Source organism: Pseudomonas sp. 1176_21, from assembly GCF_052850635.1.
In genome coordinates, this window is sequence record NZ_VXCV01000010.1 from 49,723 (window position 1) to 63,662 (window position 13,940).

Genomic DNA, 13,940 nt, shown 5'->3' on the forward strand with positions numbered 1-13,940 from the left:
TGCGGTCAGGGCCCGCGTGCTGTGCTAAAGTCCCGCCCCTTTCGCCGCAGGGCTTGCCCGCGGCATGCCTTTGCTACGCTATCCGGGCCTCCCGGACCTTGCACAAGAACGAGAAACACCTGTCATGACCCCACTTCTGAACCTGTTGAACCGTACCAGTCTGGTACTGCAGATCGTGATCGGCCTGGTGGCCGGCATTGCCGTGGCGCTGCTCTGGCCAGCCGCCGCGCTGAACCTGGCATTTATCGGCAAGGTATTTGTCAGTGCACTCAAGGCGGTGGCACCCATTCTGGTGTTCATCCTGGTGATGGCTTCCATCGCCAACCACAGGCACGGCCAGGAAACCCATATCCGTCCTATTCTGGTGCTCTATCTTTTCGGCACCTTTTCCGCAGCGGTAGTGGCGGTGGTCGCCAGCATGCTGTTCCCCTCCCAACTGGTGCTGGCCACTCATGATGTGGCGATGAGCCCGCCTGGTGGCATCAGCGAAGTGCTGCAAGGCCTGCTGCTGAGCGTGGTGGCCAACCCGGTGACCGCGCTGATGGAGGCCAACTTCATCGGTATCCTGGCCTGGGCGATCGCCCTGGGCGTGGCTATCCGACATGCCGGTGAAACCACCCGCACCGTGGTCGACGACCTGTCCAAGGGCGTAACGCTGATCGTGCGCATGGTCATCCGTTTCGCGCCTCTGGGGATCTTCGGCCTGGTGGCGGCGACCCTGGCCGAATCCGGCCTGGGGGCCCTGCTGGGCTACCTGCACCTGCTGGCGGTGCTGATCGGCTGCATGCTGTTCGTGGCGCTGGTGATGAACCCGCTGATCGTGTACTGGAAAATCCGTCGCAACCCATTCCCGCTGACGCTGCTGTGCCTGCGCGAAAGCGGCATCACCGCGTTCTTCACCCGCAGCTCGGCCGCCAACATTCCGGTCAACCTGGCCCTGAGCGAAAAGCTCGGGCTGCATGAAGACACCTACTCGGTGTCGATCCCGCTGGGTGCGACCATCAACATGGCCGGCGCGGCCATCACCATCACCGTGCTGACCCTGGCGGCGGTGCATACCCTGGGCATCAGCGTCGACCTGCCCACGGCCATCCTGCTCAGCGTGGTCGCCGCCGTGTGCGCATGCGGCGCCTCGGGGGTGGCGGGCGGCTCGCTGCTGCTGATTCCGCTGGCGTGCGGCCTGTTCGGCATTCCCAGCGAGGTGGCCATGCAGGTGGTGGCGGTAGGCTTCATCATCGGCATCCTGCAGGACTCGGCCGAAACGGCGCTCAATTCGTCCACCGACGTGCTGTTCACGGCCGCCGCGTGCGAGGCCGAGGAACGCCAGGCGAGCTGATCCTGGCAGGCATGAAAAAGCCCGGCAAGGCGTTGACCTTGCCGGGCTTTTTTCATGCCTGGGTAATCAGAACGCGCCCATGTAGTCGCGCTTGCCGATTTCCACGCCATTGTGGCGCAGGATGGCGTAGGCCGTGGTCACGTGGAAGAAGAACTGCGGCAGGCCGTAGGTCAGCAGGTAGCTCTGGCCGGTAAAGCGTTTTTCTTTCGGCGTACCCGGACGGGTGATGATCTCGATGCCTTCCTTGCCGTCGATCTGCTTCGCTTCGATCTGCTCGACGAAGGCCAACACCTTGGCGATCAGCGCCTGCAGCTCGGCAAAGGTGGTTTCAGTGTCGTCGTACTTGGGCAGTTCGACCTCGGCCAGGCGGGCCGAAACCCCCTTGGCGAAGTCCACGGCAATCTGCACCTGGCGAACCAGCGGGAACATGTCGGGGTACAGGCGCGCCTGCAGGAAGACATTGGCGTCGATATTCTTCGCCTCGGCGTGCGCCTGGGCCTTGCCCAGCACATCGCTCAGGGCATTGAGCATCTGCTTGAAAACGGGAACAGAGGCGGCGTACAGGGAAATGGTCATGACAGTCTCGCTGGGTGATGGATTGAGCGTGGCCGATTATAGACACGCTTGGCGGCGCCCGGCGGCTTGTCTTTTATTCTGCAAGGATTAGGCTAGTTGCCTTCCACAGCATAGGGAACGCGCGATGAGCACTGAGTTGGACACCCCCGTTGACGAGCAGCGCCTCGACAGCACGCAAATCCGTATCCTCGGCGCCTTGATCGAAAAGCAGGCCACCAGCCCCGAAACCTACCCCCTCACCCTCAATGCCGTGGTGCTGGCCTGCAACCAGAAGACCAGCCGCGAGCCGGTGATGAACCTGACCCAGGGCCAGGTCGGCCAGAGCCTGCGTGCCCTCGAAAGCCAGGGCCTGGCGCGCCTGCAGATGGGCAGCCGGGCCGACCGCTGGGAGCACCGCGTCGACAAGGCGCTGGAGCTGGTACCGGCGCAACAGGTGCTGCTGGGGCTGATGTTCCTGCGCGGGCCGCAGACGGTCAGCGAGCTGCTGACGCGCAGCAACCGCATGCATGAATTCGAGGATGCCGAACAGGTGCTGCATCAGCTGGAGCGCCTGGTAGCCCGGGGCTTTGCCCTGCACCTGCCGCGCCAGCCCGGCCAGCGCGAAGACCGCTACACCCATGCCTTCGGCGACCCGGCCGACATCGAAGCGATTCTGGCGGCACGCCAGCAAGGCGCGGAACGCCCTGTCGGCGGCGTGTCGGCCGAGCGCATCGAGGCACTGGAGGCGCGTATCGCGGCGCTGGAAGAACGCCTGGCGCAGCTGGAGTAGCCAGCTCGGCACAGGGTCGAGCAACACGTTGCGGGAGCGCGTTCAGTCGCTCCCGCTCACTGCCTGGCGCGAACCTGCCTGCAGGGCTCAATCGCCCCGCGCAAACGCCACCGCTTCGGCGATCTGCCGTGAATCGGGGCGCACCCCGGTATACAGCACGAACTGCTCCAGCGCCTGCAGCGCAATCACCTCCAGCCCGGTAACCACTGGTTTGCCAGCAGCCTGGGCGGCCACGATCAAGGGCGTCTGCGCCGGCATCGCCACCACGTCGAACACCGCCTGCGCCGCCTCGATCTGCTCGTGCTCGAAGGCCAGTTGCTGCGCCTCGGCCCCGCCCGCCATGCCGATCGGCGTCACGTTCACCAGCAACCGGGCCCGCACACCGTGTGGCTCGGCCTGCCAGCGATAGCCACAGGTGCGGGCCAGCCGCTCGCCGGCCTCGCGATTGCGCGCAACGATCGTGCCGTCGCTGAAACCGGCATCGCGCAGCGCGCACGCCACCGCCTTGGCCATGCCGCCGCTGCCGCGCAGCGCCACGCTCCATGCAGGGTCCAGGCGATGCTGGTGGATCAGTTGACGCACCGCCAGGTAGTCGGTGTTGAAGCCCTTGAGATGCCCCTGGGTGTTGACCAGCGTGTTCACCGAATCGATGGCCGCCGCCGAGGGGTCCAGTTCATCGAGCAACGCGATGCAGGCCTCCTTGAACGGCATCGACACACCGCACCCACGCACACCCAGCGCGCGAATGCCGGCCACGGCGGCCGGCAGGTCGGTGGTGGTCATGGCCTTGTAGTAGTAATCCAGCCCCAGCTGCTGGTACAGATGGTTATGAAAGCGCACGCCGAATGTACCCGGGCGCCCGGCCAGGGACATGCACAAAACGGTGTCTTTGCTGGGGGTCATCGATTGGCTCCTGAAAACGGCTGGGGCACCAGTATGCACTCACTGCCCACCGAGCCGTTGATCGGGGCTTACACAACCTTTACTCAACGCCCGTGCCATTTTTCCGGGGGCTGCGGTCTTATGGGTATCCCCGCGCCACGTCTTGGGTGTCTCGACAGCACCAGCGCCGGGGCTGCAAACCGAGGAGTCTTCATGAACCGTCACATCCCGAGAATCGCCCTGCTGGTTGGCGCCCTGGCCGTCTGCGGGCAAGCGGCCGCCCACGGTGGTGGCGGCGGCTGGCACGGCGGTGCCGGCCCGGTGCTTGGCGCGGCCGTCGTCGGTGCCGTGGTGGGTGCGGTGGTGTCCGGCAATCACGACCGTACCGTCTACGTCGAGCGCCAGCCGGCCTACTACGGTCCCCCGCCGGTGTATGTCCAGGCCCCGCCGCCGCCGGTGTACTACCAGCCGTACCCGCCGTATCCGGTAGTGGAGCGCTACGTACCGGTGCCGCCGCCGTATTATCGCGAGCGCTACTACGGCCCGCCACCGGTGTACTACGGACCGCCCCGCTGGTAGCACCGGCCCAGCGCCCTGCCTGCGGGCAGGGCGCAGGCTGTCGGGGAAACCGCCCGCATTGGCTTGATCGCCGTTCAGGCCTAGGCTGGCATACCCTCACAGCCTGAACCCAGGAGTTCGCATGACCGCTGAAAAAGGATTTCCAGCCCCGCTCGACCCAGCCCAACACCCCCTTGCCGCCGCGCAGCAGATGACCCTGGCGATCATCCTCAGCGGCCAGTACAAGCTGCCGCAGACGCCCGCCAAGGCGGCCGAGGCAGGTCACGAGCTGCTCAAGGCCGTCACCGCCGGCTACCTCAAGTCCCGCTAAGGTCCCGCTCGGCTGGTTCGGCACGCCGATCCAGCCGCTGCAAACGAAGCCCAGGGTTAAATAAATTTCATAGTTCGCCCAATGTTTACGGGGCAATCGACACAGACTCGACCATACTCCTAGAATGTAACGGCTTGTAATAAAAAACCCGTGCACAGCCAACGACATACCTACATTTAGTGAGCACCAACGTGAAAACCTCCCTGTCTATTCTCAGCCTGCTGCTGATGCTCACTGGCACTGCCAGCGTCACGTCGAACGCTGTTGCCCAACCGGCCCCCCAGGTCCAGCGCGACCCTGCCAAGCTGCACCTGGCCTCGGGCAGTGCACTGCTGATCGACCTGCAGACCAACAAGGTGCTCTATGCGAGCAACCCGGACCGTGTGGTGCCGATCGCCTCGGTCACCAAACTGATGACCGCGATGGTGGTGCTCGATGCCAAGCAGGCCATGGACGAACCCCTGACCATCACCATCGCCCAGACCAAGGAAATGAAGGGCGTGTACTCGCGGGTTCGTCTGGGTAGCGAGCTGAACCGTCGCGACACCCTGCTGATTACCCTGATGTCCTCGGAAAACCGGGCCGCCGCGACCCTTGCGCACCACTACCCCGGTGGCTACACCGCCTTCATCAAGGCCATGAACGCCAAGGCCAAGGCCCTGGGCATGAGCCATACCCGCTATGTGGAACCCACCGGCCTGTCGACCAGCAACGTGTCCACCGCTCGCGACCTGAGCAAGCTGCTGCTGGCCGCGCGCAGCTACCCGCTGCTGAGCGAGCTTAGCACCACCCGCGAAAAGACCGTGGCCTTCAAGAAACCCAACTACACCCTGGGCTTTCGCAACACCGACCACCTGGTCAACAAGAGCAACTGGGACATCAAGCTGACCAAGACCGGCTTCACCAACGAGGCCGGCCATTGCCTGGTGCTGCTGACGCGGATGGACAATCGCCCGGTGGCCATGGTGATACTCGACGCCTTCGGCAAGTACACCCATTTCGCCGATGCCAGCCGCATGCGCCAATGGCTGGAAACCGGCGACGCCAAACCCGCCCCGGCCGTCGCGATCCGCTACAAGGCCGAACGCAGCCAGAACCGCCCTGCGGTCGACTGATCGCACACACTGCCGTGCCTAGCGCACGGCAGACACCTCACTCGCCAAGGTCGTGAAGCCACAACTCCGAGCGCGCGCCGGAGGTTGTAAATTTAGCCCTCCATCAATCGTCCTTCCCCTGACACCCGACCTTCGCCTGACACAGCCAGGCCGTCGGACCGATCAGTACTGCGACCGAGATGGCAATGACCAGAACCCGTTCCCGAAAAGCCCTGTACATCGGCCTGCCGCTTGCCCTGGCAGCAGTCGTGGGCGCAGCCGCCGCTGGCTACCTGTACTGGAAGCAAGGGCCTGCCTACCCCCGCGAGATCGTCGAGCAGGCCAATGCCCTGCACGAGCACATGCTGTCCTTCGATAGCCACGTCACCGTACCGCTGGACATGGGCACCGCTGGCCACGAGGTGGACAAGAACAGCGGCGGCCAGCTCGATCTGGTCAAGGCCGGCCAGGGGCGACTATCCGGCGCGGCGCTGACGATCTTCGGCTGGCCCGAACTGTGGAACGGCCCGAATGCGCCCCACCGCCCCACTCCGGGATTTGTCGACGAGGCCCGCCACCAACAGGAGGTGCGCTACAAGATCATCAGCGCCATGGTGCGCGACTTCCCCAACCAGATCGGCATCGCCTACACCCCCGACGACATGCGCCGCCTGCATGGCGAGGGCAGGTTCGCCATCTTCATCAGCATGCTCAACGCCTACCCACTGGGAAACGACCTGTCCCAGCTCGACCTGTGGGCGGCCCGTGGCATGCGCATGTTCGGCTTCAGCTACACCGGCAACAATGACTGGGCGGACTCCTCGCGGCCGCTGCCGTTCTTCAACGACACCGCTGACGCCCTGGGCGGGCTGTCGCCAATCGGCAAGCAGGCGGTCAAGCGCCTGAACGATCTGGGGGTGATCATCGATGTCTCGCAGATGTCGACCCTGGCCCTGGAGGACGTGGCTCGCCTGAGCCGCACCCCGATCGTGGCCTCGCACTCGGCGCCACGGGCGTTGGTAGATATCCCGCGTAACCTCAGCGACAAGGAACTGAAACTGATCAGGGACAGCGACGGCGTGGTCCAGGTCGTCGGCTTCGGCACCTATCTCAAGCCCCTTAGCAAACCGACCCTGGACAAACTCGAGGCTCTGCGCGCCCGCTTCGACCTGCAGCCCCTGCAGGGGCTGGCCAATGCGCTGATGCCGGGCGATGCGGTGATTGCGATCTGGCCCGAGGCGCGCTTTGGCGAGTATGCCGGCAACCTCTACGGCATCATCGATGAGGAGCCCAAGGCCACCCTCAAGGATTTCGGCGATGCAATCGACTACGTCGTGAAGAAGATCGGCATCGACCATGTGGGCATCAGCTCGGACTTTAACGACGGTGGCGGCCTGGACGGCTGGAAGGACGCCAGCGAAACCCGCAACGTGACTGCCGAACTGCTCAGCCGCGGCTACTCCGAAGCAGACATCGCCAAGCTGTGGGGTGGCAACTTCCTGCGCGTGTGGGCCCAGGTGCAGAAAGCCGCACAACCCGTTGCCACGCTAGCCCCCTGACCCTTATCGAGCGCCGACATGACCGACCGTCGTACATTCCTCAAGCAGGCCGGGGTACTTGCCGCCAGCCTGCCGCTAGGCACCAGCCTGCTGCCTGCCGCCCAGGCGGCCCCTACCGCGCAGCTAAACGGCCCGGACAAATGGCGAAACCTGCGTCAACTGTTCCCGCTGGACCCGAATGTGGCCCACTTCGCCAACTTCCTGGTCACCGCCCACCCCAGGCCGGTACAGGAGGCCATCGATCGGTTTCGTGCCGAAGTCGATCTCAATCCCGCCGAGCAGATGGACTGGGAAAGCCAGAACGAGTGGAAGCGTGAAGGCGAAGTGCGCAACTGGGCGGCCCGTTATCTGGAGGTCAAGCCCCGCCAGATCGCCCTTACCGGCAGTACCACCGAAGGGCTGGGCATGATCTACGGTGGCTTGCAGGTGGGCCCCGGGCAAGAGATCCTGACCACCGAGCACGAGCATTACTCCACGCATAAATGCCTGGCCTTCCGCCACCAGCGCCAGGGCACGTCCGTGCGCAAACTGCGCCTGTTCGAGCAGCCCTGGCAGGTGTCCACCGACCAGGTGCTGAGCACAATCGACCAGAATATCCGCCCCAACACCCGCGTGCTCGGCATGACCTGGGTGCACTCGGGCAGCGGGGTCAAGTTGCCGGTGGGCGAGATCGGCGCTCTGGTGCGCCGCCACAATCGCGAACGCAGCGAGCAGGACCGCATCCTGTATGTGATCGACGGCGTGCACGGGTTCGGCGTGGACAACCAGCACTTCGACGACTTCAACTGCGACTATTTCATCGCTGGCACCCACAAGTGGATGTTCGGTCCGCGGGGTACGGGAATCATCTGCGCCGCCTCGGAAAAAATGCAGCATCTGGTGCCCACCTTCGCGACCTTCTCCGAGGATGAGGACTTCGCCACCATCATGACCCCCGGGGGCTACCACGCCTTCGAGCATCGATGGGCACTGGGCAAGGCCTTCGAACTGCACCTGCAACTGGGCAAGGCGCAGGTGCAGGCACGCATCCACCAGCTCAACACCGCGCTCAAACAGCGCCTGCTCGAACACAAGGCGATCGAGCTGGTGACACCGTTGAGCACCGAGTACTCCGCCGGGTTTACTTTCCTGCGCATCAAGGACCACGACGCCCGCGCCGTGGCCGCCCATCTGGTACGCAACCGCGTGATGGTCGATGCCGTCTCCCGCGATGCCGGGCCGGTGATCCGCTTCGCACCCGGCCTGCTCAACGACGAACAGCAGATCGATCGGGCCATGGCCCTGCTGACCCAATACCTCTGACAGAGCCCGTTTCCAGCCCTGCCGCCGGGCGGCAGGGCTCCCTGAAGCAGGGTCAGCGGTAAATTCCAAGCCTCACAGCTCGTTCTATCGGAGTACCTGAGCAGGATCAGGGGCGCAAAAAACTGGCGCCCCACCTCGACCACACACGGGAGCCGCACCCATGAACCAGCCCTCAACATCCGAAACAATCCACGACCTGATCGGCGTCGGCTTCGGCCCCTCCAACCTGGCCCTGGCCATCGCCCTGGAAGAACTCGCCCAGACCAACGGCCATGCCCTCGATGCGCTGTTCATCGACAAGCAGAGCGACTACCGCTGGCACGGCAACACCCTGGCCACCCAGAGCGAACTGCAGATTTCCTTCCTCAAGGACCTGGTGTCCCTGCGCAACCCCACCAGCCCCTACAGCTTCGTCAACTACCTGCACCAGAAGAAGCGCCTGGCCGACTTCATCAACCTGGGCACCTTCTACCCCTGCCGCCTGGAGTACAACGACTACCTGCGCTGGGCCGCCGAGCACTTCGCCACCCAGGCGGTGTATGGCGAGGAGATCCTGCGCGTGGAACCTGAACTGCTGGACGGGCGTATCGACCACCTGCGCGTGATCTCCCGCAGCGCCCAGGGCCATGAACGCCTGCGCCGGGCACGCTCGGTGGTGGTGGGCAGTGGGGGCACGCCGAAGATCCCGCCGGTATTCGCGCCCTTCAAGGACGATCCGCGCGTGTTCCACCACTCCCAGTACCTGAACAGCCTGGAACAACTGCCGTGCACCCAGGGCAAGCCCATGCGTATCGCGATCATCGGCTCGGGGCAAAGCGCCGCCGAGGCCCTGATCGACCTGAACGACAGCTACCCGTCGGTCAAGGCCGACATGATCCTGCGTGGCTCGGCACTCAAGCCGGCCGATGACAGCCCGTTCGTCAACGAGGTCTTCACCCCCGACTACACCGACCTGGTGTTCAACCAACCCCAGGCCGAGCGTGCCAAGCTGATCTCCGAGTACCACAACACCAACTACTCGGTAGTGGACATCGACCTGATCGAACGCATCTACGGCATGCTCTACCGTCAGAAAGTCGCCCATCAGTACCGTCACGCCGTTCTGTGCCGACGCAACATCGAGGCCGCCGTCAGCACCGACAAGGGCATCGAGCTGACCCTGCGCGACCTGGCCACCGGCATTCAGCAGACCCACGTGTACGACGCGGTGATTCTTGCCACCGGCTATGAGCGCCGCTCCCATCGCGAGCTGCTGGCGCCACTGCAACAGCACCTCAAGGACTTCGAAGTGGACCGCGACTATCGCGTGCTGGCCAGCCCGGAGCTCAACGCGGCGGTCTACCTGCAGGGCTTCTGCGAAGCGTCACACGGCCTGAGCGATACCCTGCTGTCGGTACTGCCGGTGCGCGCAGCCGAGATCGGCCAGTCGCTGTACCAGAGCCTGGGCCAGCGCGCCAGCAACGCCCGCGCCAGCGCGACCCTGGCCAGCGCCTGAGCCTGCCCCGTGCTATCAGCGCTGCATGCAGCGCCGATAGCGCTCATCCACCCGTTTGGCAAACCATGCCGTGGTCAGCTTTCGGGTGATCTTGGGGCTCTTGAGTTCGATGCCTGGCAACTGCGCCCGCGGCAACGGCTTGCCCGCAGCCGCCTCGGCCAGTGCATACACCCGCTGATACAGCCGCGTGCGCTCGAATGCCAGGCTGTCCCCCTCCTCCAGCTGACTGCGAATGGTCGGGTTGCGCAGGCCGAGCCTGTCACCCAGGCGCCGTACCGCCTGTTCGGTGGCACCCGGAAAAATCGCCCCTGGCGCGATCAGGTCGCCATCCAGCGCCAGTTCCACGCCCGACGCCTGGCTGACCGCATGCTGGAACGCCGCGTTGCGGCTTGCGTACCAGCCTGCATTGAAGTCGGCAAACCGATACAGCGGCTGCTCGTAGCTGGCTGGGTAACCCAGCAGATGGGCGATGCCGAAATACAGCCCGCCGCGCCGAGTGAACACTTCCTGGCGCAGGGTGCCGCTGTAGGCATAGGGGTAGTCCTGGGCGTGGCGTTCGGCGAACGCGATGCTGACCTGCATCGGCCCCCCAGTGCGCACCGGGTTCAGGTCGCCGAGCAAGGTACGCCCAAGCGGCAGCGAACCGATCAGGTCGTCGAACAGTGCACTCAGCTGCTTCTCGCTGCGCACCGCCGCCAGTCGCTGGCTGTAGGTTCTGCCATCGGGCGAGTGGGTTTGCAGCGCGGCCTCCACCAGCCGCTGCGGTACATGCAGACGCGCCGCACGCCGGTCGATCTCGACGCGGGCAATGCGCCCCAGGCCGGGCACCTGCGGGTCGGTCTGGTAGGTCGACTCCTGCTCGGTCACCGCCAGCACCGCGCACAGGTTGCTGCGGCTGGGGTCGAGCTTCTGTGCGGCAAACGCCGTCTGAATGTCCGCCGCCCACCCTTCACGGTCGCCAGTGGCGGCTGGCATCAGTGCAACCACCGTGGCGCGCACCTGGGCCGGCGTGGCCTGTTGCGCTCCACGCTGGCCGGCGCACCCCTGCAACAGCAGCGCCAGCGTGGCCAGCACCATCCATCCGCGTAAAGGCATACAGCCCCCGGCTATCGGTCGAGGGCCCCACAGTACACAGCCGGGGCCGGCCCGTGCAAACCGTCAGCAGCCCGGCTTGGTCAACTCGGTGCCGATGGTGACCGCATTGACCTTGACCTTGTCGAAGCTGGCCTGCGCAACTTCATCGAAGGTGCGCTCGCAGTTGAAGCGGGTGTCCACCACAAAGTCGTCACCCTTGGCCTTCTGCATGGCCTCGCTCCAGTGACCGGCCGCCGCGCTGGCCTCATCATCCACCAGCACCACCTCCAGCAGCACTTCGGTAAACCCCACTGCCCGCGGTCCTTGCCAGAGCGCGTACACCGACGGGTCGGCGGCATTGCCGCACATGCTCAGGCAACTGGCGTAGAACTCCAGCCCGCCTCCCGAAGACCTGGCCATTGCACCAAACGTCAGGGGCTGCGCGGGCGGCGGCGCAAAGTCGCCGATGAACGTGCTCAGGTCTGCCTTGCAGGTGGGCGAGAGCTCCATGCGCAGCTCGCTGACCGTGCCGCCGCCGGCCGTGGCGGTGATTTCGCAGCCTTGCACCTTGTAAGTATGGGTGTCGCCGAACGAGGTACGCGCAACACCGGCTACCGACTCGAAGAAACGCAGGTTGGTGCCCAGCATCTCGCCATTGAACACCTGGGCCACCGTGGCCTGGGCCAGGGCCAGATTCGGCAGAGCGCTGAGGGTGAGTGCGCAGCAGAAGCCAGACAGTGCACGTGAACGCATCGGAACATCCTGTAAGGGCAGAAAATGAAGCGCGTACTGTAATCCAGGCTAACGGCAAATAGCCATCAAGCTCGCCCATCAGCCCAGCACGATGTAGTCGCTGCGCTGCACCAGCGGGGCATGCTCGCCTGCAATCAGGCGCACGTATCGGCCACCGAGCTGGTCGATGGCGATACAGTCATCCACGTCCATCACTGCATCGGTGTGCGCCTGGCTCCAGTGACGTGCCATGCGTTGCCTGCCGATGGCCTTGGCCTGGGCCTTGCTGGTGGCCACCACCAACAGGTACTGGTGCGCCTCGCCGAACGCACCGGGCTCATAGCCGCCCAGGTTGATGAAATACAGACGTGGCTCGCCGGCAGCCGGCTGCATGTCCGACCAGTGCAGCTTGTAGCCGTCGACCCCGTCGACCTCCAGCCAGGAATCGATATGCACGCCCCTGGCGCTGCCGAACCATTGCTCGCGCAATTGCGGGTAGGCCGCTTCGAGGGTCGGGGCCACCACGAACACCACATCGTGCACTTCGATGCGGGCCCGGGGGTGTTTGCCCCCCAGCATCACCACGAACAACATGATCCGCCCACCCTCAAGGTTGCTCGCCAACCAGGAAGGTCTTGCTGATGTGGCGAAATTTCTCGTGGCCGGCGCTGCCCAGCAGCTCGAACACCACCATCTCGCGGGTCACGATCTGCGCGCCGGCATCACGCATGCGCTGCAGGCCGGCGCTCTTGCTGGGCAGGCTGCGGCTGTCGCAGGCGTCCTCCACCACGAACACCTGCCTGCCCAGCGCCAGCAGGCCGAGCACTGTCTGCAGCACGCACACGTGGGTTTCCATGCCGCACACAATCACCTGGTGGCGGGCCAGCAGGCTGGCGGGCAGGCAGTCGGCAGCCACGCAGGAAAAGTGCACCTTTTCCACCACCTCGGCAGCGGGCGCCGCCTCGAGCAGCGCACCGACGGTGTGCCCGAGGCCCTTGGGATATTGTTCGGAAATCACCGTGGGCAACCCCAGTTCGGCCGTCGCCGCCAGCAACCAGCGGGTGCGGGCCAGCGTGCCGGCAGGGTCGCTGACCGCGCCGATGAGTTTTTCCTGAACGTCGATGACCAGCAGCGTGGCCTGGGTAGGGTCGATCAGCATTGCGTGCGCTCCATGGCGGGCGCCGGGGCGATGGGTGTCACCGCCAGGCGGCTTGCGGACAGAAACCCGGGCAGCGCGATGGCTGCCCGGGCCCGGTCGGATGCTACCACGCGAGGCTCATGCGGTCAGGCGGTGCGGCTCCAGGGCCTGGCTGAGCACGCCCAGCACCTGCTCTTCATGCTCATGGATGAAGAAGTGCCCGCCGGGGAAGAGCGCCAGCGAGAAATCACCCTGGCTCTCCTGACGCCAGGCCAGCAACTGTTCCTGGGTCGCGCGATCCTCCTCGCCCCCGAGCACATGCAGCGGGCAACGCAGTGCCGGGCGCTGCCGATAGGCGTAGCGTCCGCACAACAGAAAGTCTGCGCGCAACACCGGCAGGGTCAGGCTCATCAGTTCCTCGTTGCCCAGCACTTCCTCCGAAGTACCGCCCAGGGTGCGCAACTCTTCGATCAGTTGCGGGTCGCTCTTGGGTTCGCGCCAGCTTTCATCGTCGTAGCCTTCTCGACGGGTCGGCGCCGCCGTACCGCTGGCAAACAATGCCACCGGCGGCGGGCAGCCCAGCGCCTGCAGCTCGTGCACCAGCTCGAACGCCAGCAGCGCCCCCAGGCTGTGCCCCAGCACCGCGTAGGGCTGGTGGGCGACAAGGCTCTGTTCGGCGGCCAGTTGCCGGGCCAGGGCCTGCATGTCGGTGTACAACGGCTCGCCAAGGCGTGCACCCCGCCCTGGCAGCTCCACCGGGCGCACGTTCAACCAGGCGGGCACCTTGCGCCGCCAGCGGCTGAAGACCATGGCGCTGGCACCCGAGTACGGCAGGCACAACAGGGTCAGTGACGACACGTGCCGCCCCTCACTGCGCCGCAGCGGTTTCGGCCATCTTCTGGCGCAGGCTCAGCGGGCGCATGTCGGTCCATACCTCATCGATGTACGCCAGGCACTCAGCCTTCAAACCGCTCTTGCCGACGGTGCGCCAGCCGTTGGGGATAGCCTTGTAGTCCGGCCAGATGGAGTACTGTTCCTCGTGGTTGACCACAACCTGGAACACGATATCGTCGCGATCGAATACGGAAGTCATT

16 protein-coding genes are annotated in these 13,940 nt (G+C 65.1%); 8 read left to right on the plus strand and 8 right to left on the minus strand.

Going from position 1 to position 13,940, the window contains the following annotated elements; genetic code table 11:
- Window positions 1-124 precede the first annotated feature (124 nt).
- Window positions 125-1,336, plus strand: coding sequence for a serine/threonine transporter SstT (gene sstT / locus FW760_RS20740; RefSeq protein WP_043863036.1), 1,212 nt, complete (start codon window positions 125-127; stop codon window positions 1,334-1,336).
- A gap of 66 nt (window positions 1,337-1,402) precedes the next feature.
- Here the strand turns inward: sstT and FW760_RS20745 are convergent, their stop codons facing one another.
- The gene (locus tag FW760_RS20745; protein ID WP_043863037.1) at window positions 1,403-1,912 is read right to left on the minus strand and encodes a DUF1993 domain-containing protein; all 510 of its coding nucleotides are present in this window, start codon (window positions 1,910-1,912) and stop codon (window positions 1,403-1,405) included.
- A 124-nt stretch (window positions 1,913-2,036) separates the two neighbouring features.
- Between FW760_RS20745 and FW760_RS20750 the strand changes: the two genes are divergently transcribed.
- Window positions 2,037-2,681, plus strand: a complete 645-nt coding sequence (locus FW760_RS20750) for a YceH family protein (RefSeq protein WP_043863038.1) — start codon at window positions 2,037-2,039, stop codon at window positions 2,679-2,681.
- An 87-nt stretch (window positions 2,682-2,768) separates the two neighbouring features.
- Here the strand turns inward: FW760_RS20750 and FW760_RS20755 are convergent, their stop codons facing one another.
- Entirely contained in the window at window positions 2,769-3,584 is an 816-nt protein-coding gene (locus FW760_RS20755; protein ID WP_043863039.1) for a shikimate 5-dehydrogenase, read from the minus strand.
- Window positions 3,585-3,776: 192 nt separating this feature from the next.
- On the opposite strand from FW760_RS20755, the gene FW760_RS20760 reads away from it, so the two are divergent.
- The 6 genes from FW760_RS20760 (at window position 3,777) to FW760_RS20785 (ending at window position 9,902) form a co-directional block, all read left to right on the plus strand.
- On the plus strand, window positions 3,777-4,142 hold the full coding sequence (locus tag FW760_RS20760; protein WP_054915708.1) for a hypothetical protein: 366 nt from the start codon (window positions 3,777-3,779) through the stop codon (window positions 4,140-4,142).
- A 121-nt stretch (window positions 4,143-4,263) separates the two neighbouring features.
- A complete protein-coding gene (locus FW760_RS20765) occupies window positions 4,264-4,452 on the plus strand; it encodes a hypothetical protein (RefSeq protein ID WP_043863041.1) in 189 nt (62 codons plus the stop codon).
- 191 nt (window positions 4,453-4,643) lie between these two features.
- Entirely contained in the window at window positions 4,644-5,567 is a 924-nt protein-coding gene (pbpG, locus tag FW760_RS20770) for a D-alanyl-D-alanine endopeptidase (protein WP_058541931.1), read from the plus strand.
- Between the two features lie 185 nt (window positions 5,568-5,752).
- Window positions 5,753-7,105: a pyoverdine-tailoring dipeptidase-like protein PvdM gene (pvdM, locus tag FW760_RS20775; RefSeq protein WP_116053421.1), complete on the plus strand. Its 1,353-nt coding sequence runs from the start codon at window positions 5,753-5,755 to the stop codon at window positions 7,103-7,105.
- An 18-nt stretch (window positions 7,106-7,123) separates the two neighbouring features.
- On the plus strand, window positions 7,124-8,407 hold the full coding sequence (gene pvdN / locus FW760_RS20780; RefSeq protein WP_116053418.1) for a pyoverdine-tailoring periplasmic protein PvdN: 1,284 nt from the start codon (window positions 7,124-7,126) through the stop codon (window positions 8,405-8,407).
- A 160-nt stretch (window positions 8,408-8,567) separates the two neighbouring features.
- Window positions 8,568-9,902 carry a lysine N(6)-hydroxylase/L-ornithine N(5)-oxygenase family protein gene (locus FW760_RS20785; RefSeq protein WP_104572292.1) on the plus strand — a complete coding sequence of 445 codons (1,335 nt, stop codon included), beginning with the start codon at window positions 8,568-8,570 and terminating at the stop codon, window positions 9,900-9,902.
- A 15-nt stretch (window positions 9,903-9,917) separates the two neighbouring features.
- On the opposite strand, the gene FW760_RS20790 is transcribed toward FW760_RS20785, so the two are convergent.
- The 6 genes from FW760_RS20790 to FW760_RS20815 all read right to left on the minus strand — a co-directional run bounded on the left by FW760_RS20790 (window position 9,918) and on the right by FW760_RS20815 (window position 13,939).
- Window positions 9,918-10,997, minus strand: a complete 1,080-nt coding sequence (locus tag FW760_RS20790; protein ID WP_116053415.1) for a DUF1615 domain-containing protein — start codon at window positions 10,995-10,997, stop codon at window positions 9,918-9,920.
- A 63-nt stretch (window positions 10,998-11,060) separates the two neighbouring features.
- Window positions 11,061-11,729 carry a hypothetical protein gene (locus tag FW760_RS20795; RefSeq protein ID WP_104572290.1) on the minus strand — a complete coding sequence of 223 codons (669 nt, stop codon included), beginning with the start codon at window positions 11,727-11,729 and terminating at the stop codon, window positions 11,061-11,063.
- Window positions 11,730-11,807: 78 nt separating this feature from the next.
- The gene (locus tag FW760_RS20800; RefSeq protein ID WP_116053412.1) at window positions 11,808-12,302 is read right to left on the minus strand and encodes a DUF1543 domain-containing protein; all 495 of its coding nucleotides are present in this window, start codon (window positions 12,300-12,302) and stop codon (window positions 11,808-11,810) included.
- Between the two features lie 13 nt (window positions 12,303-12,315).
- The gene (locus FW760_RS20805; protein WP_446443935.1) at window positions 12,316-12,867 is read right to left on the minus strand and encodes a hydrolase; all 552 of its coding nucleotides are present in this window, start codon (window positions 12,865-12,867) and stop codon (window positions 12,316-12,318) included.
- 117 nt (window positions 12,868-12,984) lie between these two features.
- Window positions 12,985-13,704 (minus strand): thioesterase II family protein, encoded by a 720-nt coding sequence (locus FW760_RS20810; RefSeq protein ID WP_043863047.1) that lies wholly within the window; start codon window positions 13,702-13,704, stop codon window positions 12,985-12,987.
- A gap of 10 nt (window positions 13,705-13,714) precedes the next feature.
- Window positions 13,715-13,939, minus strand: a complete 225-nt coding sequence (locus FW760_RS20815) for an MbtH family protein (protein ID WP_043863048.1) — start codon at window positions 13,937-13,939, stop codon at window positions 13,715-13,717.
- Window position 13,940 lies beyond the last annotated feature (1 nt).